The sequence below is a fragment of the Roseateles sp. SL47 genome (assembly GCF_026625885.1).
Taxonomy (GTDB): domain Bacteria; phylum Pseudomonadota; class Gammaproteobacteria; order Burkholderiales; family Burkholderiaceae_C; genus Roseateles.
In genome coordinates this window covers 2,777,135-2,799,905 of record NZ_CP113068.1, presented here as the reverse complement: position 1 = coordinate 2,799,905, position 22,771 = coordinate 2,777,135, and the positions used below count along the sequence as shown (strand labels likewise).

The following is a 22,771-nucleotide window of genomic DNA, read 5'->3' as shown; positions in this document are numbered from 1 at the left end:
CAGCTCCCGGTCAGCCCAGGCTCTTGGCGGACCAGACGCGGTCCACATATTCCTCGATGGTGCGGTCTGACGAGAACAAGCCCATGCCGGCCATGTTCAACGCCACGCAGCGGGCCCAGGCCACCGGGTCACGGAACAGTTCGTCCACACGCTGCTGCGCCTGCACGTAATCGGCGAAGTCGGCCATCAGCAGGTAGATGTCCTGGTTCAGCAGCTTGTCCACCAGGGCGCGGTAGCGACCCGAGTCGCCCTGTGAGAAGTCCCCGCGCGCCACCGCATCCATCACGGCGCGCAGCTGCGGGTTCTGCTCCACATAGTGACGCGGCTCATAGCCCACCTGCTTGAGCGCTTCCACCGCCTCGGTCCGCAGACCGAAGGTGAACATGTGCTCTTCCCCGAAGGACTCGGCCATTTCGATGTTGGCGCCGTCCCAGGTGCCGATGGTGAGCGCGCCATTGAGCGCGAACTTCATGTTGCCGGTACCCGACGCCTCGGTGCCCGCAGTGGAAATCTGCTCCGACAGATCCGCCGCCGGAATGATCAGCTCCGCCAGGCTCACCCCGTAGTTGGGCAGGAAGACCAGCTTCAGGCGGTCGCCCACACGCGGGTCGCTGTTGACCACACGGCCCACGTCATGGGCCAGCTGGATGATGGACTTGGCCATCACATAGGCCGAAGCCGCCTTGCCGGAGATCACCACCGTGCGCGGCACCCAGTCCGTCGTCGGGTTCGCGATGATGGCCTGATAACGGGCGATCACGTGCAGCACATTGAGCAACTGGCGCTTGTATTCGTGGATGCGTTTGATCTGCACGTCAAACAGGCTGTCCACCGCCACCGTCACACCGAGGTCCCGGCGGATGCGGTCGGCCAGCCGCTGCTTGTTCTCCCGCTTCACGGCCATCAGCGCCTGGCCCAGCGCCGGGTCTTCGGCCAGCGGGGTCAATCGGCCCATTTCATCCAGGCGCTGGCGCCAGCCGATACCGATGTTGCGGTCCAGCAGTGCCGACAGGCCCGGATTGGCTTGCTGCAGCCAGCGGCGGGGTGTCACGCCATTGGTGACGTTGTGGAAGCGTTCCGGGAAGAGCCGGGCATAGTCGGCAAAGATGGTCTTCACCATCAAGTCGGAATGCAGTGCGGCCACACCGTTCACACGGTGCGAAGCAACGATGGCCAGCGAAGCCATGCGCACGCGGCGCTCGCCTCCCCAGTTGCCCTGATGGCCGCCTTCATCAATGAGCGAGACACGGCGCACCAGCTCGCCATCGCCGGGATATTGCTGCTTCACCTGGTCCAGGAAGCGGTGGTTGATCTCATAGATGATTTCCAGATGGCGCGGCAGCAGCGCTTCGAACAGACGCACCGGCCAGGTCTCCAGCGCCTCGGGCATCAGCGTGTGGTTGGTGTAGCTGACCGCCTGACGGGTGATCGACCAGGCCTGGTCCCACGACATGCCATGCTCATCCAGCAGCAGGCGCATCAGCTCGGCCGGGGCCAGGGCCGGGTGCGTGTCGTTCAGATGGATGGCATTGGCGCGGCCCAGTTGTTCCAGGGTGCCGAACTCCTGCAGATGCCGTGCCATCAGGTCCTGCAGCGACGCACTGACCAGGAAGGCCTCCTGCTTCAACCGCAGCAGCCGGCCGGCTTCGGTGCTGTCGTCCGGGTAGAGCACCCAGTTGATCGCATCTGCCGCCACGCGATGCGCCGCGGCAGCCTGATGGTCCCCGCGGCAGAACGCGGCGAAGTCGATGGGCGCCTCAGCCTGGGCATGCCACTGGCGCAAGGTGGAGACGCGCTGGGTGTGGTGGGCCGGCACGATGAAGTCGTAGGCCTGAGCCACCAGATGATCGGCCGGCACCCAGCGGCGGGCACCACCGGCGTCCACTTCCACATGGCCGCCAAAGCCCACCAGATAACGCAACTCCGGGCGCATCACTTCCCACGGATTGCCCTGTGCCATCCAGTCGTCCGGTGCTTCCACCTGGCGACCGTTCTGGATGCCCTGCGCAAACATCCCGTATTGGTAGCGCAGGCCATACCCGAAGGACGGCAGCCCCAACTCGGCAAAGGAGTCCAGGAAGCAGGCCGCCAGACGGCCAAGGCCGCCATTGCCCAGCGCGGCGTCCGGCTCGCGTTCCAGCACATCCGGCAGCGTGTGGCCTTCAGCATGGAAGGCGGCACGCACCGTGTCCTCCAGGCCCAGCGCGGCCAGTGCATTGCCGAGCGCGCGGCCCATCAGGAATTCCATCGACAGGTAGTGCACACGGCGCACCGACGCCTTGAGGCCACGCCGCGCATCTTCCGCCTGGGTATCCGCCCAGCGTTGGGCCAGCAACTCCCGGCTGGCATGGGCCGCGGCCCGCAACAAGGCCTGCGGGCTGGCGGCTTCTCCGCCCACATGCAGCTCGCGCTGCAGCGCGAGTTGGAAAGCGACGCTCAGGTCGGAAGAAGCGGTGGGAGTCGTCATGGCATCACCGGTCGAAAAGGTGGACAGAGCACGGGAGGCAGCAGTCATAGGGTGTTCAGCGATGGGGCCGGCAGCGCGCGACCTCTACAGTGCGGTAGACGGGACGAAGTATCCACCAAGCGCCTTCAGTTTTCTGTAGTTTGACTACATCGGGTTATCCCGCACTGTTCAATAAGTGGTTGATTCATATTGAATCGGCTGCAAATTCAAGCGCTTTACCGCGTTGTGACACCGTGGTGCGCCATGTATATTCTCTACAAATGACATCCGTCGCCGGCCTGTGCCGTCCGACCGGACGTTGCATCCACATCAAACGAGCGAGACAGGCAGCACCCGCCCTGCGGGCCGCTGCGGAGGTATCAAGTGGCGGACGTGAAGCTGCAAGCCGTGGTCAAGGCCTATGGCGAGACCAAGATCCTGCATGGCATTGACCTGGAGATCCGGGACGGCGAATTCATGGTGTTCGTAGGCCCCTCGGGATGCGGCAAGTCCACCCTGCTGCGCACCATTGCCGGCCTGGAAGACATCACCGGCGGCGAAATGCGGATTGGTGGCCGACGGGTCAATGACGTCCCTCCGGCGGAACGCGGCATTGCGATGGTATTCCAGAGCTATGCGCTCTACCCGCACATGAATCTCTACGACAACATGGCGTTCGGATTGAAGCTGGCCAAGGTGCGCAAGGACGAGATCGACCGTGCCGTGCGTTATGCCGCCCGCATCCTGCACATCGAGCATCTGCTGGACCGCAAGCCCAAGGACCTGTCTGGCGGGCAACGTCAGCGGGTGGCCATCGGCCGGGCCATCGTGCGCAAGCCCGAAGTCTTCCTGTTTGATGAACCGCTCTCGAATCTGGATGCGGCGCTGCGGGTGCGCATGCGTTATGAATTCGCCAAGCTGCATGAGGACCTGAAGACCACCATGGTCTATGTCACCCACGACCAGGTGGAGGCCATGACCCTGGCCGACCGCATCGCCGTGCTGTCGGCCGGCCGGATCGAGCAGGTGGGCACCCCGATGGCCTTGTACGAGCATCCGGACAACCTCTTTGTGGCCGGCTTCATCGGCAGCCCGCGGATGAACTTCATCGCGGCCGAGATGGTGGAGACCGGTGCCGCGCAGGCCATGGTGCGCCTGGCCGGTGGTGCGCTCATCCGTGCGCAGGTGGACGCCGCCCGGGCCAAGGCCGGTGACCCGGTCACGCTGGGGGTGCGCCCCGAGCATTTCCAGGTGGGCGGCGACGCCAATCTGATTCAGGCCACCATCACCTTCGTGGAATCGCTGGGCGGCACCACGCATGCCTACTGCACGTTCCCCGGTGTGGAGGAGGCGCTCACCTGTGAATTGGATGGCCGCACCCGCGTGCGCTCCGGCGACAGCCTGTCCCTGCAGATTCCGCCAGACGCCTGCTACCTGTTTGATGCGCAAGGTCAGGCGTTCCGTCGTGTCGGAGTGCCGGCATGACCCCCAGAATGCCGCTGTGCAGCGTGGGCATCACCCTCGCCCTGCTGGCCACAGCCACCTGGCCTGCGTCCGCCCTGGCGCAGTCCGCTGCTCGGCTGCTGGTGTGGATCAATGGCGACAAGGCCTACAACGGGCTTCAGAAGGTCGGCCAGGCGTTTGAAGAAGCCTCCGGCGTGAAGGTGGTGGTGGAGCATCCGGTGGATGCGCCGGACAAATTCCAGCAGGCGGCCGGTGCCGGCAAAGGGCCGGACATCTTCTGCTGGCCGCATGACCGTGTGGGCGAGTGGGCCAAGGCCGGCCTGATCAGCCCGGTGCAGCCGCGACGGCCACTCTATGAGGAGCAGGAGCCCAGCACCTGGGAGGCCTTCCGCTACCAAGGGCGGTTCTGGGGGTATCCGATTGCCATCGAAGCGACGGGGCTGATCTACAACAAGGCCCTGGTGCGGCAGCCACCCGCCACCTTCGAGGCGGTCATGGCGCTGGACCGCTCGCTCAAGGCGCGCGGCAAAAGTGCCCTGCTGTGGGACTACAACAAGAGCTTCTTCACCTGGCCGATGCTGGCCGGCGCCGGGGGCGTGATCTTCGGACGCAATGCGCAAGGCGACTTCGATCCCACGCAGGTGCAGGTCAACAATGCCGGCGCGCTGGCCGGCGCCCAGGTGCTGGAGCGCCTGATCAAGGACGGCTACATGCCACGCGGCGCCCGCTATTCCGAGATGGAATCCGGCTTTGCCCGGGGCGAGATCGCCATGATGATCTCGGGGCCCTGGGCCTGGGACAACGCCCGCAAGGCGGGCATCGACTTCGGCGTGGCGCCCATCCCTGCCGCCGTGGCGGGCAAGCCCTCACGCTCCTTCGTTGGCGTGCTCGGCTGCATGATCGCGGCCCCCTCGCGGCAGAAGGATCTGGCCCGCGAATTCATTGAACGGCATCTGATGCGTCCGGAAGCCCTGCGTGTGCTGGATACCGACGTGCCCATCGGCGTGCCGGCCAACAAGGCGTTTTATGCCGAGCTGTCGGTCAATCCGCTGATCCGGGCCACCATGGAGAACGCCCGCGCCGGAGCGCCCATCCCCAACATCCCTGAAGTGGGACGTTTCTGGACCGCGATGGATGCGGCCCTGGAAGCCATCACCAACGGACTGCAAAGCCCCAAGGACGCCTTGGACGGCGCTTCCGGCCGCATGCAGGTCAAGCCATGAATGCCACCACTGCTTCCACGTCTCCGCTGGCGGCCTCGCTGGCCTCTCCATTGGCGGAGTCCCCCCTGGCGCGGGCTTATAGCGTCCAGCCACCGGGGCTGATGCAGCGGCTGGGCCGCGGGTTGTACTGGCCGGTGGTGGCGGCCATTGCGATGGCCGCGCTGTACCTCGTCTACACGCTGTATGCCGGGGGGCAGACCTGGTGGGCGCTCGGCACGCTGGCGCTGTTTGGGGCCGGCTTCGGCATCTACCTCAACCAGAGCGGCTTCGCCTGGCGCTACCTGTTCCCGGGTGTCACCGGCATGCTGGTGTTCATTGCCTTCCCGCTGCTCTACACCACGCAGATCGGCTTCACCAACTACTCATCGGCCCACCTGCTGAGCCAGGAGCGGGTGCGCGACTATCTGCTGGACCAGCACGAGGCCGTTCCAGACCAGGTGCGGGACTATTCCCTGCACGCAGACGGCCGCCAGTTCCGGCTCGTGCTGCGGCACCCGGACACCGGCACCGTGGAATGGGTGACACCTCCGCTGGCCCTGCGTCGCAGCGACCAGCCGGTGGACATCCCCTTGCAGGCCGCCACCGATGCAGCCGCGTCCGACCACTCGCCCTGGGGCCCCGCCCTCTCGCTACGCGACCTGGTGCAGCACCGCGAGGCCCTGGCGCAGTTGCGACTGCATCGGCCCGGGGGCGCGGCAGATGCCGAGGTGCTGAGGTATCTCGGCCTCCGGGAGTTCGGCCCCATCCGGCGCCATTTCGAGGAGCAGCCCGACGGCAGCCTGCTGCGCAGGGTCGATGGCCAACGCTTCCAACCCAATGCGCGCACCGGCTATTACGAGAACGCTGCGGGGGACCCCCTGCAGCCCGGCTACAAGGTGATGGTGGGATGGAAGAACTACGCCCGCATGGTGCTGGATGCGGATTTCCGCGGCCCGTTCCTGTCGATCTTCACCTGGACGGTGCTGTTCTCGCTGCTCACCGTGCTGTTTGCAACGGCCATCGGCATGATGCTGGCGGTGCTGCTGAACTGGGAGGACCTGCGCTTTCGTGGCACTTATCGCACCCTGCTGTTCCTGCCCTATGCAGTGCCGGGCTTCATCAGCATCCTGGTGTTCAAGGGCTTGTTCAACCAGAACTTCGGGGAGATCAATGCCATGCTCGATGCGCTCTTCGGCGTGAAGCCCGCGTGGTTCGCCGATCCACTGCTGGCCAAGACCATGCTGCTGATCGTGAATGTGTGGCTGGGCTACCCCTACATCATGATCCTGACAGCCGGGCTGCTGAAGGCGATTCCGGCCGATCTGTACGAAGCCTCGGCGATTGCCGGCGCAGGGCCGCTGACCAACTTCTTCAAGATCACCGTGCCGCTGATCATCAAGCCGCTGTCGCCACTGCTGGTGGCGGCCTTTGCCTTCAACTTCAACAACTTCGTGGTGATTGCCCTGCTGACGGACGGTCGCCCGGACTACCTCTCCAGCAAGATCCCGGCGGGGCAGACCGACATCCTGGTGAGCTACACCTACCGCATCGCCTTCCGGGATTCCGGATCGGACTTCGGCCTCGCCGCAGCCATTTCCACGCTCATCTTCTTCCTGGTGGCCGCCCTATCGGTGCTCAACCTACGGCTGATGAGGAAGCCATGACAAGCAAGGGAGCCTTCTGATGGCCATCGTTCGAGGCAAGCAGGCCCGCTGGCGGGTATGGGCGGCGCATGGCGTGCTGTGGGTCTTTCTGGCCATCACGCTGTTCCCGCTGCTGGCGGTGATCTCCATTTCGCTGCGGCCCGGCAACTTCGCCACGGGCCACCTGATTCCCACCGAGATCAGCCTGGAGCACTGGAAGCTGGCGCTGGGCATCCCCTACCAGGCCCCGGACGGCAGCGTGGTGCAGCCGCCCTTCCCGGTGCTCACCTGGCTGTGGAACTCCATCAAGGTGGCCACCCTCTCGGCCCTGTGCATCGTGGCGTTCTCCACCACCGCCGCTTATGCCTTCGCGCGGCTGCGCTTTCGCTTCAAGACGGCCATCCTGAACAGCATGCTGCTGCTGCAGATGTTCCCGGCGGTGCTGGCGCTGGTGGCCATCTATGCCATTTTCGAGACCATCGGTGCCTATGTGCCCTGGCTGGGCATCGAGACACACGCCGGCCTGGTGGTGGCCTACCTGGGTGGCGTGGCCACACACATCTGGACCATCAAGGGCTACTTCGACACCATCCCCATCGAGATCGAAGAAAACGCCAAGGTGGACGGCGCCACCCATTGGCAGGCCTTCCGGCTGGTGCTGCTGCCCATGGCCGTGCCCATCCTGATGGTGGTGTTCGTGCTGGCCTTCATCGGCGTGATCATTGAATACCCGGTGGCATCGGTGCTGCTGCGGGAGGAAGGCAACCTGACCCTGGCGGTCGGCTCCAAATACTTCCTGCATGACCAACGCTTCCTGTGGGGCGACTTTGCGGCAGCGGCGGTGTTGTCCGGGCTGCCGATCACCTTGGTCTTCACCCTGGCCCAGCGTTGGATTGTGTCCGGCCTGACCGCCGGCGGCGTGAAGGGCTGAACAGACTGAACGGGCTGACCGGGTGCGGCACCTGCCCGGCGCTGATCGCACAGCGGGGGGCCCGGCACGTGACGAAATGCGCGGCCTTCGTGGCCAGCGCCGCCCCTCACCTGTCTCGACAGGTTTCAGAAGGGCGATCGGGACATCCTGCCAAGCATCAAAACAATTCGGGATTCTCGACATGGCTGTGCTGCGCAACTTCAGGATCGGCAGGCGTCTCATGCTGGCCTTTTCCGCCCTTCTGAGCCTGCTGTGTTTTATTGCCTGGTTTGGCGGGCTGCAACTCTCCCGCATCAACAACAACGTGCGGGACCTCAACACCAACTGGCTGCCCAGCGTGGCCCTGCTGGCGGAGATGCAAGACACGGCCAATTCCGCGCGTCAGTATTCGCTGCGCGGGGCGCTGGCCACGGACGATGCGGCGCGTGAGACTGCGGCTCGGCAGCACGATGCCGCCATGAGCCATTTCGACCAGGCAGCGAAGGCCTACGAACCCAGCATCTCCGGGGACAAGGAACAGGGGCTATATGACGCCATCCGGGCGGATTGGAGAGACTACCGCGCCGCCGACACGGAACTCCAAACGGCGATCCGTGGCGGAGATGTCCAGCATGACGCCGCTCGCCGGCTGAGCGCCGGGCGCACCGCCGAGCTGTTCGACAAGCTCTCTGCCGCCATCGACGCGGACGTGACGTTCAACCGCCAGGGGGGCGACCAGGCGGCGCAGCAGGCCGCTGGCGCCTACACCAACGGCGTGGAAGTGAGTGTGGTGGCGGTCGCCGTCGCCGTGGCCATCGGCTTGCTGCTGGCGGTGCAGGTGACACGGTCCATCACCGTGCCTTTGGCGCAGGCGGCACAGGTCAGCGCGGAAGTGGCCCATGGCAATCTCACCCTGGACCTCCAACCGGAAGGCCAGGATGAGGCCACCGAGCTGCTGCAAGGCATGGCTCGGATGGTGCAGCAATTGGGCGCGCTGGTGGGTCAGGTGCGCGCGAGCAGCGAGAACATCGCCAATGGATCCAAGGAGATCGCCCAAGGCAATGCCGACCTGAGCCAGCGCACCGAGACGCAAGCGGGCAGCCTGCAGGAGACGGCGGCGTCGATGGAGCAACTGACCGGTTCGGTGGCGCAGAACGCATCCTCGGCAGCGGAAGCCCATCGCCGGGCCACCGAAGCCTCCGGTGCGGCCAGTGAAGGTGGGCAGACTGTGGGCGCGCTCGTGACGACCATGCAGGGCATCAGCGAATCGTCCCACCGCATCGGCGACATCATCGGCGTGATCGATGCGATTGCCTTCCAGACCAACATCCTGGCCTTGAACGCGGCCGTGGAAGCTGCACGTGCGGGTGAGCAGGGCCGTGGATTCGCGGTCGTGGCATCGGAAGTGCGGACGCTGGCGCAGCGTTCGGCCAGTGCGGCCAAGGAGATCAAGGACCTGATCCAGGCCAGCGCCAGCCGGGTGGAAGCCGGTGCCCGCCAGGCGCAGCGGGCCGGTGAGGTGATGCAACGGGTGGTGGAGCAGGTCGGTCAGGTCAGCACGCTGATCCGTGACATCTCGGCGTCCAGCCAGGAGCAGAACGATGGCATTCAGCAGGTAGGCAGCGCCGTGTCCCAACTGGACCAGATGACGCAACAAAACGCCGCCTTGGTGGAGGAAAGCGCGGCCGCCGCAGACAGCCTGAATCAGCAGGCGCAGCAACTGGCGGCATTGGTGAGCCGCTTCCGCTTGCGCGGAGGCTGAGAGCGCCCGTGTCGGCGGAGTCACTGGGCGCGCCCCTGTGGATTCACAGCCTGACGGACAGCCGACGGTGGTCGGGCTGGCGGCAGCGATGCTGGCGGCGCTTAGCGTCGGCGGCCCTGGATGACCGCATCACGCTGGGTGGCCAGGGCGCTGCGGTCAATCTGCCCGGCGAGCAAATCGATCTCCCGATCGGAGACGCCGAGGGTGGTGAAGTGGTCCTTCCATCCGGCGACCACACCCGCCACCACCGCCACCTCGGCCTGCGCCTCCTTGCCGTCCAACCCGAACTGGCTGGCCTGGGACAAGGCATTGTCCAGGCTGGCCTCATGCCCCTGCGCGCCCACGCGCATCTGCTGGTAACCCAGCGACTGGCCCGAGGGCAACACGTCGAACGCCGGCGACAGGGCCAGTTGCGCTGCATCGGTCAGCAGCAGGACATGGTTCTTTTCATGGTCGTCGGTGTTGTCGATCAGGATGTTGAACACCATCCGTCTGAACAGTTCCCGCATCTGCGCCCGGGCGAGATGGTCCCGCGTGACACCGCGCCGACGCAGCAACTGCGCCAGCTCCGGATACCCCAGCTCAGCCCCTGCCGCTTTCAGCGCCACGTTGGCGGACTGCGCATGCACACGTTGCCCATTGACGCGGTCAAAGCGGCGTACCGCAATGGCATGCCCGCCCTGCGGCAGTGCGAGGGCGCGTGTGGCCGCAGCATTGATCCCAGCCTGATGGCAGAGCGTCATGGTGGCGTGCTCGACCAAGGGCACATCAAAGTCTTCTCCCGGCTCGGAAAACTTCACCACCCACTGTTCATCATCGATGTGGATCAAGGCCTTGGGACGCGCACCGCCGAACGTCACGCCGGGGGCGACCAGGCGGCGTTGGGACTCGTCCACCGGCATGCCCGCCAGAATATGCTGGACCAGGTCTTCGATGGCCGGAACGTCCGGAAGAGTAGGAAGCGGGCCGATGCTCCGGGGTAGATAGGCGGTGCTCGACGGAGACACCCCCAGCGCGCCAAACCGCTCGTCACCGGCGTAGTAGAGGAAGTCCAGGACGCTCAGGCGGCGAGGCCGGTCCAGGAAGCGGATCACCCGTTCCCCCCAACGGTCCGGCCGGGCGTCATCCACCGCGCCGGCCGCCATGTCCTTCTCGCGGGGAAGAAATTCCCCTTCGGTCAGCGGCAAGTCTTCACTCAGGGCAAAGCCCTCGCGCAGCCATGACGGGTGATAACGGAGCGAGACCCCCCGAAGCGACCGGGCCATCGCCAGCTCGCCAATCAGCCTCGGCTGCTGGGGTTGGCCCAGCCACCAGAGGTACAGCCGCTCGGGCAGGGGCTCGGGCAGGGGGGCGACCGGAAAACTGCCGCTCATGGCGCACCAAGTTTGGGGCCGGGGGAGATACGCGACGTGCTGCGGGCATTCCGGCGGGGGCGCACCGACCGGGCCAGAGCCGCCCGGACATCTGTCTCCAGCGCGCCCAGGTCCTGCTGAGGGTCTGCCGCGTCCGCCAGCGCCCGGCTGCGGCCCATCATCCACAACGCGGTGGCATAGACCGCCATGGACACTGTGGGATCCCCCCGCTCCATGCGGGAGAGCGTGGGTTCCGACACCCCGATCCGGGACGCCCAGGCGGCGAGGGTCTCCCGCCGGCGCTTGCGCGCAATCGACAGGTTCTCACCCAGAAGACGCAGGTGGGCGGCGGCCTCCGCAGGCAGGAGGGCAACAGCGGCAGAACGTTTCGGCATACATAGACATTACCACGAAGCGCTTACAACCAACATATATGTTGTCTGAACAGGCATTCAACACGACGGCCGCTTCTCGACCGGCAACAGCACATGCCGGCCTTTATATATATTGCCTTTCGATGGTTTCAGCCTACTTATATGTTGGTTAATGGCATCTCAGGCCCCCTCATCCCGCAGTCTGTGGGGGCAGCCAATCCATCCACTTTCCATGCGCGTGCGACCAGGCCAAGGCCTCGGTATGCACGGCGTCGTTGCGGCGCCATTGAAGCGTCCAGAGGGTGGTGGTCTCGGCGGGAGCGTCCTGTGACGCTGGGGGGAGCGCCATCAGCGGCGCAAACTTGCCGGCTTCGGCGCTGACCCAGGCCAACCCGGTGTCGTGCACGAGGTCGCCAATGGCCCGCCGATGGGCTTCGCGATGCGCCGCATCGAAATAGGCCAGCACCCAGGTATTGACCAGCACGGGCTGCACCTGCGGGGGGAGTGTCGCCCTCCATCGCCGCAGCAGGTCCAGGCCGTCCTGGCTGCGGGCCAGCCGAGCGGGCTGCAGACGCGCCAGCGCCAGCGCGCGGCGCAGCCGCTCCCCCCGTGCGTGGTCATGGGGCCAGACACAGGCGCACAACCAGCGTGTGGCCGCCTCATCGGCCACATCCACCGGCGAGAGATCCACGCCCAGACGCTCCACCACGGTCCACTGCTTCGGCCCTCGCAAAGCCTGCGGCGGCTGTTGCCGCCATTGACCCGGAATCACAGGCGCCAGCGGATGTGCGGCAGGCTGGGGGTCCCAGCCATCGTCATAACCGTAGTCTTCCACGGCGAGATTGAGCCCCGCGCTACAGCCGAAATCGAAGAGTGCCAAAGGCTGAGGGGCTCCTTCCTGTGGACCTGAGGAGCCCCACAGCCGCGCGACCAGCGCTTGAAGCGCCACGCGAAGCACGCCGCATCGGCCGACCGAAGCCCAAGGTTGGCTGGAGCGGCGTTACCGGCACCTGCGCATCCGCCCGGACGCCCTGTTCAGGGAAAGTTGGTGACGGTCGGCGTGTACGAGGCATTGCAGCCCGTCTGTGCGCCCGTGTTGTTGATCACATGCACGATGCCGCCATTGCCCCCCAGGCACACCGAAATCATGTTGTGGAAGCGCACATTGCCGTTGACCGGCACTTCGATGGCACGGTCCAGCCAGATGTTCCCGTTGGTGAACACGCTGTAGACGCCCAGGCCCCAGGCTTCATGGCTGGTGACCCAGTCCGACACCTTGTAGGACGCATATCCGCGGCCGGTCGAGCTGTTCCATGCCGCCTGGCTGGGTGGGTCATAGGGAATTTCAGATTGGTAGAAATACACCCGCCCGCCATTGCCGTTCCACACCACCTGGTGCTTCTGGAAATGCTCCACAAACAGCCCGTACATGGTGACATCATTGCCATTGACCCACAGACCGTTCTCCGACGGATTGCTGGCCCAGCCCACACCAGCGCCATGGTCCGCACGCCAGATCCAGGTGTGATCCACCACCGTGTTGTTAGCGTTGACACTCAGGGCAATCCGCACCCGGCCCGCCGCCGCTCCCCCCACACGGAAGAACAGGTCATGCAGCGCAATCGGATTGGCCGCATGGTTGGCGTTGGAACCATTCGGGCCGATCTCCACCAGCACCCCCGACTCCACCGCCCCAGCGTCCAGGAAGAGGCCCGCCAAGGTGAGGCCATCCACGTCCGCTGTTTGAATCAGCGGCTGGCCGTTGTCCGAGCGCAGGGTCGGGAACCCGATGCCCAACACCACGGTGTTCGGGTTGTTGACTCGCAGCGTCTGCGTCAACACATACACCCCGGGCGTGAACAGCAGATGCTTGCCGCTGGCCAATTGCGCGTTGAGCGTTGCCGCCGAGTCACTGGGCTTGGCGATGTAGAACTGGCCGATAGGAACCGTACGGCCCGGTGTGATCCCGCCATTGGCCCACGAAATGCCGCTGGCATTGGTCCGCAGTGAAGGCACCCGCACGGCATAGCTGCCATCGGCATCGATGAACAGATAGGGCTTCTCGCGAATCACCGGCGTTTGCGCAATCTTGGTGTAACGCTGCCCTGCAGTCGGGAACTCACCGGCTGGTGCGTTGGGCACGCCCACAAACACCATGTTCCAGTTGGACCCGACCCAGCTGCCCCATTGGCTGTTGCGCGAGATCCATTGCTGCTGGCTGCCGGAATTCACCTGCCCGTCCACCAGCACATCAGAGAACCATCCGCCGCTGGACCAGCCATTGTTCTGGTTGAGCTTGATGTTGCCGCGCACATGCATGCGACGGAACGGGATGGCCTGCGAGACTGCCCACTGCATGGTGTTGTTGCCGATGCCCAGGCTGGGGGTCACCGAGAAGTTCTCGGCACCACGCCAGAAGTTCTGGGTGGCGTTGTCACCGTCCAGATAAGCATTGGAACGCAGGTCTCCGTTCACATGCACCTGATCCGGATGACTGCCCAGGCCCAGCACCTGCGTATAAAAACCCACCGGAATGCGCAGGTTGTTGTAGGTGCCTGGCATCAGCAGGATGGCATCGCGGCGAGACCCGAAGTGATTGGGTTGCTGCGCGTTGTAGATGTCGTTGATCAGCCCCTGCAGATTCGCGGTGGTGGGGCTCACCACCCGCACGTTGGGACCGAAGTCCGGCGGTGTGGTGACCGGTGGGGTCACCGGCAGGTCACTGATGATGAACTGTTCCCAGGCATCCACCGAGGTCCGATTGGCCACGAGCACGCCACCCAGATTCAGGTCGGCCGAGACATACAGACCGTTGGCCATGGACCGCAGCGCCACGCTGCCATTGGACTGCGGCACCACGGTGAACTGCTCCCAGCCGGCAATGCTGCCGCGATTGGCAATCAGCTTGTTGGTGTCGGGGGCCGTCAGACCCGTATCCGCCGCCACATAGTTGCCGCTGATGCTGGCGCGCAGAGACACCGTGCCATTGGCATTGCTGACGATCTGGAATTGCTCCCAACTGCTGGCCACACCGGCGGTGGCCGTGAGAAACGAGGTGCCCGTTGCGGTGGCACTCACAAAGTTATTGTTGGCCACCGAACGGATGGTGGCCGCCTCTGCCCGGTCCACCGCAAGCGTCATCGCCGCCGCCCAGGCCAGCACAATCAGCAACACCTGCCCTGCCCGGCTCTGGGCGTTGCTTCTATCGATCGTCGAGGTCCACACCATCACCAGTCTCCTTCGTCCAATGGACCGCGAGTCTAGGAAGGAATGCCCTTCGCCAGACAACTTCTGGTGTCCTTCTGTTTCCGGGCCAATGGCTGCTTTATCCGCCTCCTCTCCGCCCTGATCAACTGATTCCCGAACAAATGCTTTCAAAGCCGAAGCCTTGTAGCAAAGCGGGCGAATCCAGTCGCAAAAAAGCCTCGGGCCTTTCGGCGCGAGGCTGGAGGTGGTGCTGCCCGTGCCACGTGGCACGGGCCCCCGGCACCGATCAGAACTTGTAGTTGGCGCCCAGCAGGTAGGTGCGGCCCCACTTGATGTATTCCAGGGGACGGTCCTTGCTGCCGGCATAGGTGCGATAGGCTTCGTCGGTCAGGTTGTTGACCTGGGCCAGCAGACCCAGCCCCTTGAGCGGACCTTCATTGAAGGTATAGCCGATCTGCGCATCCACGATGCTTTCGCCCACCACGTAGCGCAGCGTGCGAGCCCCGTTGAAGTTGCCGATCTCACCGATGAAGTCGGAGCGGCGGCGCTGGCTCACCCGGAATTCAAAGCCGTCACGCTCGTAATACGCCGTCAGGTTGTAGACCTGCTTGGACAGGCCCGGCAGCGTGATGAATCCATTGCCGACGCTGCTCGCGCTTTCCGGATCCTTCACCTTGATGTTGCTGTGGTTGAAGCTGGCGCTGGCAATGATGCCAAAGCCATTGAGCGAGCTGTGCAGCAGGTTCAGCGGCAGCGACGCGGTCAGCTCCACGCCTTGCAGCTTGCCGCCCTTGCCGTTGTAGGGGGCGGTGTAGGTGCCGGTCGATTGCACCGGCGGGCATTGCTGCGAGCCATCGCCGCAGGTGGACGGCGGCACATACCCTTGGAGGAACTGCGAGAAGTCGTATTGGTCGTTGGACTGCGTGTAGATGTAGCTGCGCAGGTCCTTGTAGTAGCCAGCGGCCGAAACATAGGCCTTGGAGCCGAAATACTTCTCATAGGACAGGTCCAGCGCATTCGCACGCCACGGGTCCAGCTTGGAATTGCCGCCGCTGGCGCCAGGCTTGCCGGTGGCGTTGTCCACGCCGAAGTCCAGCGACGAGCGCAGTTGGTCCACCTTCGGACGGGCCATCTGCTTGGCCAGCGCAAAACGCAGCGTCTGATCATTGCCCAGCGACCAGACGAGGTTCAATGCCGGCAACACATCCGTGACCGTCTTGCCGCTGGACACCGGCTTGCGCACGCCCGTGCCATCGGTCGAATCCCAGTAGAAGGACGACGAGTTCTGCTTGACGTTCACCACTTGCAGGCCGAGGTTGCCGCGCATCGGCAAGCCGAAAGTGGTGGCGTCGATGTTGCCCTTCAGGAAGACGGTGGTGGTCTTTTCTTCCACATCCCAGGCCTTGTAGACCAGCCACGCCTGGTCGTCGGTGGGGTTGAAGTCCATGTAGCGGGCGATGGCACCCGGCACGTTCCAGGCAGGGATCGACCCCAGCCCCGCAAAGCCGAGGTTGACCGAGCTGTATTGCAGGTCGCTGGCGATCGCGGTGTCGGCGCCCTTGAGGGTGGTGCTGCCCTCGGGCTGGCGCTTCTTCTTCGTGCGGTCGGCATAGTTCAGGCCGAGGTCAAAGTCGGAGAACCATCCGTCCAGCATCGAAGGTGCCGGCAGGCTGGCCACCAGCTTGAAGCCGGTCAGCTCGTCTTTGACGCTGGGAACCTTGCCATAACCGGAGCCGTAGATGGTGTTGGTCAGGAAGAGCTTGGTGGGGTCGGAGTAATTCAGCGTGGGGACGATTTGCGAGAAGCTGCCCGACCGGTAGGCCAGCTGGACCGTGTCGTACGGCACGGCCACGGCGCGGCTCAGCTGGGTGTTGTTCTCCAGGCTCAGCTCGTCGCGTGTGGCCTTGGAATAGTTCAGGTCCGCCATCAGCGAAGCGCCGTTCTCGAACTTGAGCTTGTTGTTCCAGCCGCCCGCGACGATCTTGTCATCGCGCTTGTTGTAGATACCGCGAATTAGCGGGTAGGCGTAGGCAATGGTGCCACCCGTCAGCGTGTTGTTGCTGTTGACGGTGGAGTTGCTCCAGGTGGTGCAAGGCGTGGCCGGGGCACAGGTGCCATTGCCGTTCCACGTCAGGCTCATTTCATATTGATTGGCGGTGTCTTCCTGCTTGGCCTTGGTCCAGAAACCATCCACCACGCTGGTCCAGTTCTTGGTGGGGCGGAATTCGACCGTGCCCATCACCCCATTGCGTTCGGAGCGGCCGGTACGGCGCAGCGCCTTGATGCCACCGGTGACATAGGTGCCTGCGGCCAGGTCGCTGCGGGACGAGGCTTCCCACGGTTCATACAGACCCACCTGCTCTTCCTGCACCGGCGTTTCCTGGTGGGCAAAGCCAATGGAGACGCCAATGGTGCGGTCGGCAAATTGGTCGATGTAGCTGGCGCTGAAGCGATTGCCGTTGGCGCTTTCATTGGCGGCGGAGCCCAGCGAGTTGCGGCTGCCACGGGCATTCAGCGACACCACGCGGTTGCTGAAGTCCAGCGGACGCACCGTCAGCATGTCGATGGTGCCCGACAAGCCCTGCCCCACCAGGCCGGCGTCCGGCGTCTTGTAGATGGTGACGCCACTGAGCAGTTCGGACGGGTATTGGTCGAATTCAACACTGCGGTTGTCGCCGGTGCTGACCACTTCACGGCCATTGAGCAAGGTGGTGGCGAAATCCGGAGAGAGGCCCCGCACGCTGATCACCTGGGCGCGGCCCGCCACACGTTGGGCCGACAAGCCCGGCAGGCGGGCAATCGATTCGGCAATGGAGACATCCGGCAGTTTGCCAATGTCTTCGGCGGACACCGCCTCAACAATCGAATCGGAATTCTTCTTGACGGAAATGGCGGCTTCAATGCCCCGGCGGATGCCGGTGACCGTCACCGTATCCAGCGTGCGGTCAGCGACCTTGCCTTCACCGTCCTTGGCCGGGGCTTGTTGCGCCTGGGCAGCACCCACCGCCAAAAGGCCCAGCACCATACAACCGGCGGCGATGGGGCGAATACGGAATAGCTCGCGCGAGGCGTGCGATGTGGTCATGTCTTGTCTCCTCTTATCGTCTACGTCCAGCCCTGCCTGATCACCGTCAGCGACGGTTTCCCGCGGCAGAGACACGGAACCCAACACATCTTGAGGAAATTTTGTACTAAAACTAGATCCGCAACCAAGTCAGCGCAAACCCTTGAACGGCGCCAAACACAGAAATCCAGCGGTTCCAACGAGCTGAAATCGGTGTAAGTGATTGATTTAACGTTACCCACCGGCACACCGGGTCGAAATGACGAAGTCAGGGATGTAGCTCAACTACGACTTGCACCGAGAAAGTGCAGGTAACACCTTTGCGGATGGGGCGATGAGGCTGGGGAGCCTGATGCAGGGGTGGCGTTGCGCACACCCCGGTGGCGCTGCCGAGCGGCGCCATGAGTCCGACGAACCGGCACGCAAGGTAACAAAACTACACTCCAACAACAAGAGCGTTCTCCCTCGGCGGCGAGCGTGCCTCGACCTCATTAAACTCGGTCTGAAAACCAGCGGAACGCTTGCGCTACATCACTGATCTGAAAAGATTTTTTGCGGTGGGGTGATGGCGCTCCGAACGCCGATGGGTGTAGTGTCACTACAGCGGCACCGCACCCGAACGGCAGCGGCTGGCAGCCTTGTGCTAGGGCGAACCCTTCCGAAGCGCCTGGGGCTGCACGCCATAATCGCCCATCCCTCGGCTGCTGCGCCGGCCTGTTGCCGGTGTCGGCGCAGGTGAGTCCTTGCTTTTTCATGCGTGATTTCGACAGTCCACGGCTGATGGCCGACATCGGCAGCACCTTTGCCCGCTTTGCCCTGGAAACCGCGCCCGGAGAGTTCGAGCAGATCGTCTCGCTGCGCTGTGCCGAGCATGCGGACTTTCACGCCGCCGTCCGCGCCTATATGGATCGGTTGCCGCATGTGCCAATTGCACATGCGGCAGTGGCCATTGCCAATCCGGTGGATGGCGACCAGGTGCGCATGACCAACTACCACTGGGCCTTTTCCATCGAGGAGACGCGACAGCGCCTCGGCCTGGAAACTCTGGTGGTGGTGAATGATTTCACCGCGCTGGCCATGGCCCTGCCGCGTCTGCGCGCATCCGAAGTTCGTCAGATCGGCGGCGGCGAGGCGCGCCCGCATAGCGTCATGGGCCTGCTGGGTGCGGGCTCGGGGCTGGGGGTGTCCGGGCTGATTCCCGCAGGGGAAGGCTGGGTGTCGCTGGGCTCGGAAGGCGGGCACACCACTTTTGCGCCACGCGATGATCGCGAGATTGCATTGCTGCGTTTTGCGTGGAATGAATTCGAGCATGTGTCCTTCGAGCGCTTGCTGTCCGGGCCCGGCCTGGAGCTGATCTACCGCGCCATGGCGGCTTATCTGCGGCGCCCGCCGGAACCACTGACCGCGCCGGAGATCACCGCCCGTGCGGTGCAAGGCTCCGACCTCGTCTGTGGTGAAACACTGGAGCTCTTTTGCACCCTGATGGGCACGGCGGCTGCCAACCTGGCGGTGACGCTGGGCGCGCATGGGGGTGTCTACATCGGTGGCGGCATCGTGCCGCGCCTGGGGGATTACTTCGACCGATCACGCTTTCGTGAGCGGTTTGAGGACAAGGGCCGCTTCAGCCCCTATGTGAAAGCGATTCCCACCTTCGTGATTACCGCCGAACACGCCACGTTCACCGGCACCTCGGCCATTCTCGAAGCCCAGCTGCGCAGCCTGCAAAGCAGCAGCAGCAGCGGCACCTCGGCCATCCTTGGCCAGATCCGCCGCGCGCGGGACAACCTCTCGCCCGCCGAGCAGCGGGTGGCCGACCATGTGCTGGCCCACTCGCGCAAGGTGCTCAACGACCCCATTGCGGAAATCGCCAAGGCGGCCAACGTCAGTCAGCCGACGGTGATCCGCTTCTGCCGCTCCCTGGGCTGCGAGGGCCTGTCCGACTTCAAGCTTCGTCTGGCGTCCGGCCTCACGGGCACGGTGCCGGTGAGCCACACCCAGGTCACCCAGGACGACTCCATGGTGGAACTGGGCGAGAAGGTGCTGGGCAACACGGCCTCTGCCATTTTGCAGGTCCGCAGCCAGCTCAACCGGGACATGATCGACCGCAGCATCGAGCTGTTGCTGGGCGCCTCCCGCATCGAGTTCTTTGCCGTGGGCCATTACGGCGTGGTGGCCCAGGATGCGCAGTTCAAGTTCCTGCGCCTGGGCATGGCCTGCAATGCCTATGTGGAGCCGCGCCTGCAATTGCTGGCTGCGCAGACCCTGCGTGCCGGCGATGTGGCCGTGCTCATCAGCGGCAGCGGCAAGGTGCCGGAGCTGATGGCCGTGGCCGATGCCGTGAAGGAACGCGGAGCAGCCGTGCTGGCCATCACGGCCAGCCAGTCACCGCTGGCCAAGAAGGCGGATGCATTGCTGATCGTTGACCATGTGGAGGACGTGGCCACCCACATGCCGATGATCAGCCGCATCCTTCACTTGCTGGTGATCGACATGCTGGCCGTGGGCGTGATGATGCGGCGTGACCCCGCTCACCAGGCCATGGACATGCCCGCCCAGCCCAACGACCCGGAAGGCGACAGCCGCGAGGGGCAGCCCAGCCTGCGCCATACGGTGAGCCTGGTGACGCCCTTGGCCACCCTCACGGCCCATAGCCGCTAAGGGGGTCGGAGGGCGGAAGGTCCCCGGGCTCAGAACGCCGCGATGCCGGTCTGAGCCCGCCCGAGGATCAGCGCATGAATGTCGTGCGTGCCCTCATAAGTGTTGACCACCTCCAGGTTGACCAGATGCCGCGCGATGCCGAATTCATCGCTGATGCCGTTGCCCCCCAGCATGTCACGCGCGACACGGGCAATCTCCAGCGCCTTGCCGCAGCTGTTGCGCTTCATGATGGAGGTGATTTCCACCGCCGCCGTGCCCTCGTCCTTCATGCGGCCCAAGCGCAGACAGCCTTGCAGGCCCAGGGTGATGTCGGTCTGCATGTCCGCCAGCTTCTTCTGCACCAGCTGGTTCGCCGCCAGCGGCTTGCCGAACTGGTGACGGTCCAGCACATATTGGCGGGCGGTGAACCAGCAGTTCTCGGCCGCCCCCAGCGCGCCCCAGGCAATGCCGTAGCGGGCGCTGTTGAGGCAGGTGAAGGGGCCCTTCAGGCCTCGCACGTCAGGGAAGGCGTTCTCTTCGGGGCAGAACACACCGTCCATCACGATCTCGCCGGTGATGGAGGCACGCAGGCCCACCTTGCCGTGGATGGCGGGGGCGCTCAAGCCCTTCCAGCCCTTCTCCAGGACAAAGCCGCGGATCTGCCCTTCATCATCCTTGGCCCACACCACAAACACATCGGCGATCGGGCTGTTGGTGATCCACATCTTGCTGCCGCTCAGCGAGTAGCCGCCCTCCACCTTCTTCGCCCGCGTCACCATCGAGGCGGGGTCGGAGCCATGGTTGGGTTCGGTCAGGCCGAAGCAGCCGATCCACTCGCCGCTGGCCAGCTTCGGCAGATATTTCTGGCGGGTCGCCTCATTGCCGAATTCGTGAATCGGCACCATGACCAGGGAGCTTTGCACGCTCATCATGGAGCGATATCCGCTGTCCACCCGCTCCACTTCACGCGCGATCAGGCCATAACAGACGTAGTTCAGGCCGGCGCCGCCGTAGGTGTCGGGGATGGTCGCCCCCAGCAAGCCCAACTCTCCCATTTCCCGGAAGATGCTGGCATCGGTCTTTTCATGCCGGAACGCCTCGACCACGCGCGGGGCCAGACGGTCCTGGCAATAGGCCTGGGCCGCCTCGCGCACCGCGCGCTCGTCGTCGGTCAGCTGTTGATCCAGCAGCAGCGGGTCATCCCAGTGAAAGTGCGCCTTGGGCGGCTTGGACACCTTCGGGGTCTGCGCCGGATTCGAGGGGGTGGGGGTCAGGCTCATGGTGGTCTCTCTCAATGACGCGGCGCCTGCAGCAGCCGCCATGCTGCATGGTAGTGCGGACTGGCGGCCCAACGTGTCGCCACCATGCCAACCGGCCCATTCCATGATGATGGACTGCTCAGGATCCGCCCTGCACCGCCTGCACCGCTTTCACCAGCGCACTGCGCACGTCTTCCGGGAACGGCTGCGACAGGTGGGTCTGCATGGAGGTACAGACCAGCACCTGACCAAAGGCCACCCGAGTGCCTTCCGGCCCGTCAAAGCTCATCCGCAGCGTCAGTGAACGCCGGCCGACACGTTCGATCCACAAGCGCTGCGTCAGCACTTCACCTTGCCGGCTGGACCGCTCAAAACGGGTCTGCAATTGCACCGAAGGCAGGGCGATGCGCCGCTCGTCCAGCAAGGATGCATACCGGACGCCCAATCCATCGGTAAACCAGTCTTCCACAAACAGCTGGAGCAGGTCGAAGTAGCGCGGGAAAAACACAATGCCGGACGGGTCGCAATGGCCGAAGCGCACCCGCGTCTCACGTTCAAAGACAGGCTGCATGGAACTCCCTCCCTGGGCGTTTGGGGCCAAGCGTATCTGCCTGCCCGCTGCGTTGCCTGACACGAGGCTGGCAAGCCGCTCGCCCCCCACCCCGGGCGGCGAATGACAACAAGCCCCCACTTGCAGAATCCCTCGCGCCTTGTTGGAATTAACCGACACCACGGGTCCGGCGCCCACGATAAGGTGCGCGCCGTTGCCCGGTGCATCCACGCTCCCGGGCCTCCGACATGAGCCACAAGACCCTTTGGGACATCTCGCCGGTGATTGCACCGGATGCGCCGATCTTCCCCGGCGACGAACCGTATGCCCTGCGCTGGACGGCGCGGCTGTCGCCGGACTGTCCGGTGAACCTGAGCGCCATCACCTTGTCGCCGCATGTGGGCGCCCATGCGGATGCCCCGCTGCACTATGCCAACGGTGCGCCTGCGGCGGCGGATGTTGCGCTGGACGCCTACCTCGGCCCGTGCCGGGTGATCCATGCCATCGGCTGCGGTCCGCTGATCCGCATCGAGCATCTGGCCCATGCCGAGCAGGACCTGCCCGCGCGTGTGCTGGTGCGTTGCAACAAGAAGGCCGACACCACCTGGAATCCGGATTTCAGCGCCTTTGCGCCGGAGACGGTGGCATGGCTGGCGGCCCGCGGTGTGCGCCTGATCGGCCTGGACACGCCCTCGGTGGACCCGGCCTCCAGCAAGACGCTGGACAGTCACCAGCAACTGCTGCGCCTGGACCTGCGCGTGCTGGAGAACCTGGTGCTGGACGACGTGCCCGAAGGCGACTATGAGCTGATCGCCTTGCCGCTCAAGCTGGCGGGGGCCTGCGCGTCGCCGGTGCGCGCGGTGCTGCGAGCGCTGTAGCCACCTTACCGTACGGTGCAGGG

Annotated in this window: 14 protein-coding genes and 1 pseudogene; 7 read left to right on the top strand and 8 right to left on the bottom strand. The window is 64.6% G+C overall.

Annotated features, from left to right (window positions below; all coding sequences use genetic code 11):
• Positions 1 to 10 precede the first annotated feature (10 nt).
• Positions 11 to 2,515: a glycogen/starch/alpha-glucan phosphorylase gene (locus OU995_RS12235; RefSeq protein ID WP_267835823.1), complete on the bottom strand. Its 2,505-nt coding sequence runs from the start codon at positions 2,513 to 2,515 to the stop codon at positions 11 to 13.
• A 315-nt stretch (positions 2,516 to 2,830) separates the two neighbouring features.
• Between OU995_RS12235 and OU995_RS12230 the strand changes: the two genes are divergently transcribed.
• The 5 genes from OU995_RS12230 to OU995_RS12210 all read left to right on the top strand — a co-directional run bounded on the left by OU995_RS12230 (position 2,831) and on the right by OU995_RS12210 (position 9,427).
• A complete protein-coding gene (locus OU995_RS12230) occupies positions 2,831 to 3,931 on the top strand; it encodes an ABC transporter ATP-binding protein (RefSeq protein WP_267835822.1) in 1,101 nt (366 codons plus the stop codon).
• Positions 3,928 to 5,133 (top strand): maltose/maltodextrin ABC transporter substrate-binding protein MalE, encoded by a 1,206-nt coding sequence (gene malE / locus OU995_RS12225; protein WP_267835821.1) that lies wholly within the window; start codon positions 3,928 to 3,930, stop codon positions 5,131 to 5,133. The genes OU995_RS12230 and malE overlap by 4 nt, the downstream gene beginning before the upstream one ends.
• Complete coding sequence (gene malF / locus OU995_RS12220; protein ID WP_267835820.1) at positions 5,130 to 6,776, top strand: maltose ABC transporter permease MalF; 1,647 nt, start codon at positions 5,130 to 5,132, stop codon at positions 6,774 to 6,776. Before malE ends, malF begins: the two co-directional genes overlap by 4 nt.
• Positions 6,777 to 6,795: 19 nt before the next feature.
• Complete coding sequence (malG, locus tag OU995_RS12215) at positions 6,796 to 7,686, top strand: maltose ABC transporter permease MalG (protein ID WP_267835819.1); 891 nt, start codon at positions 6,796 to 6,798, stop codon at positions 7,684 to 7,686.
• 76 nt (positions 7,687 to 7,762) lie between these two features.
• Positions 7,763 to 9,427, top strand: coding sequence for a methyl-accepting chemotaxis protein (locus tag OU995_RS12210; RefSeq protein ID WP_324288742.1), 1,665 nt, complete (start codon positions 7,763 to 7,765; stop codon positions 9,425 to 9,427).
• Positions 9,428 to 9,528: 101 nt separating this feature from the next.
• Here the strand turns inward: OU995_RS12210 and OU995_RS12205 are convergent, their stop codons facing one another.
• The 5 genes and pseudogenes from OU995_RS12205 to OU995_RS12185 form a co-directional block, all read right to left on the bottom strand.
• Positions 9,529 to 10,800 (bottom strand): type II toxin-antitoxin system HipA family toxin, encoded by a 1,272-nt coding sequence (locus OU995_RS12205; RefSeq protein ID WP_267835817.1) that lies wholly within the window; start codon positions 10,798 to 10,800, stop codon positions 9,529 to 9,531.
• Positions 10,797 to 11,174 carry a helix-turn-helix domain-containing protein gene (locus OU995_RS12200; protein ID WP_267835816.1) on the bottom strand — a complete coding sequence of 126 codons (378 nt, stop codon included), beginning with the start codon at positions 11,172 to 11,174 and terminating at the stop codon, positions 10,797 to 10,799. Before OU995_RS12200 ends, OU995_RS12205 begins: the two co-directional genes overlap by 4 nt.
• Positions 11,175 to 11,343: 169 nt before the next feature.
• Positions 11,344 to 12,114 (bottom strand): annotated as a pseudogene (locus OU995_RS12195) (DUF2332 family protein); the annotation flags it as partial.
• A 74-nt stretch (positions 12,115 to 12,188) separates the two neighbouring features.
• Entirely contained in the window at positions 12,189 to 14,381 is a 2,193-nt protein-coding gene (locus tag OU995_RS12190; RefSeq protein WP_267835815.1) for a hypothetical protein, read from the bottom strand.
• A gap of 265 nt (positions 14,382 to 14,646) precedes the next feature.
• Complete coding sequence (locus tag OU995_RS12185; RefSeq protein WP_267835814.1) at positions 14,647 to 17,445, bottom strand: TonB-dependent receptor; 2,799 nt, start codon at positions 17,443 to 17,445, stop codon at positions 14,647 to 14,649.
• A 732-nt stretch (positions 17,446 to 18,177) separates the two neighbouring features.
• Between OU995_RS12185 and OU995_RS12180 the strand changes: the two genes are divergently transcribed.
• Complete coding sequence (locus OU995_RS12180) at positions 18,178 to 20,082, top strand: glucokinase (RefSeq protein WP_267835813.1); 1,905 nt, start codon at positions 18,178 to 18,180, stop codon at positions 20,080 to 20,082.
• A 29-nt stretch (positions 20,083 to 20,111) separates the two neighbouring features.
• Here the strand turns inward: OU995_RS12180 and OU995_RS12175 are convergent, their stop codons facing one another.
• Together OU995_RS12175 and OU995_RS12170 are read right to left on the bottom strand one after the other, a co-directional pair.
• Positions 20,112 to 21,341, bottom strand: coding sequence for an acyl-CoA dehydrogenase (locus OU995_RS12175; protein ID WP_267835812.1), 1,230 nt, complete (start codon positions 21,339 to 21,341; stop codon positions 20,112 to 20,114).
• Between the two features lie 118 nt (positions 21,342 to 21,459).
• Positions 21,460 to 21,891: an acyl-CoA thioesterase gene (locus OU995_RS12170; RefSeq protein WP_267835811.1), complete on the bottom strand. Its 432-nt coding sequence runs from the start codon at positions 21,889 to 21,891 to the stop codon at positions 21,460 to 21,462.
• Between the two features lie 227 nt (positions 21,892 to 22,118).
• Between OU995_RS12170 and kynB the strand changes: the two genes are divergently transcribed.
• Complete coding sequence (kynB, locus tag OU995_RS12165) at positions 22,119 to 22,748, top strand: arylformamidase (RefSeq protein ID WP_267835810.1); 630 nt, start codon at positions 22,119 to 22,121, stop codon at positions 22,746 to 22,748.
• Positions 22,749 to 22,771 lie beyond the last annotated feature (23 nt).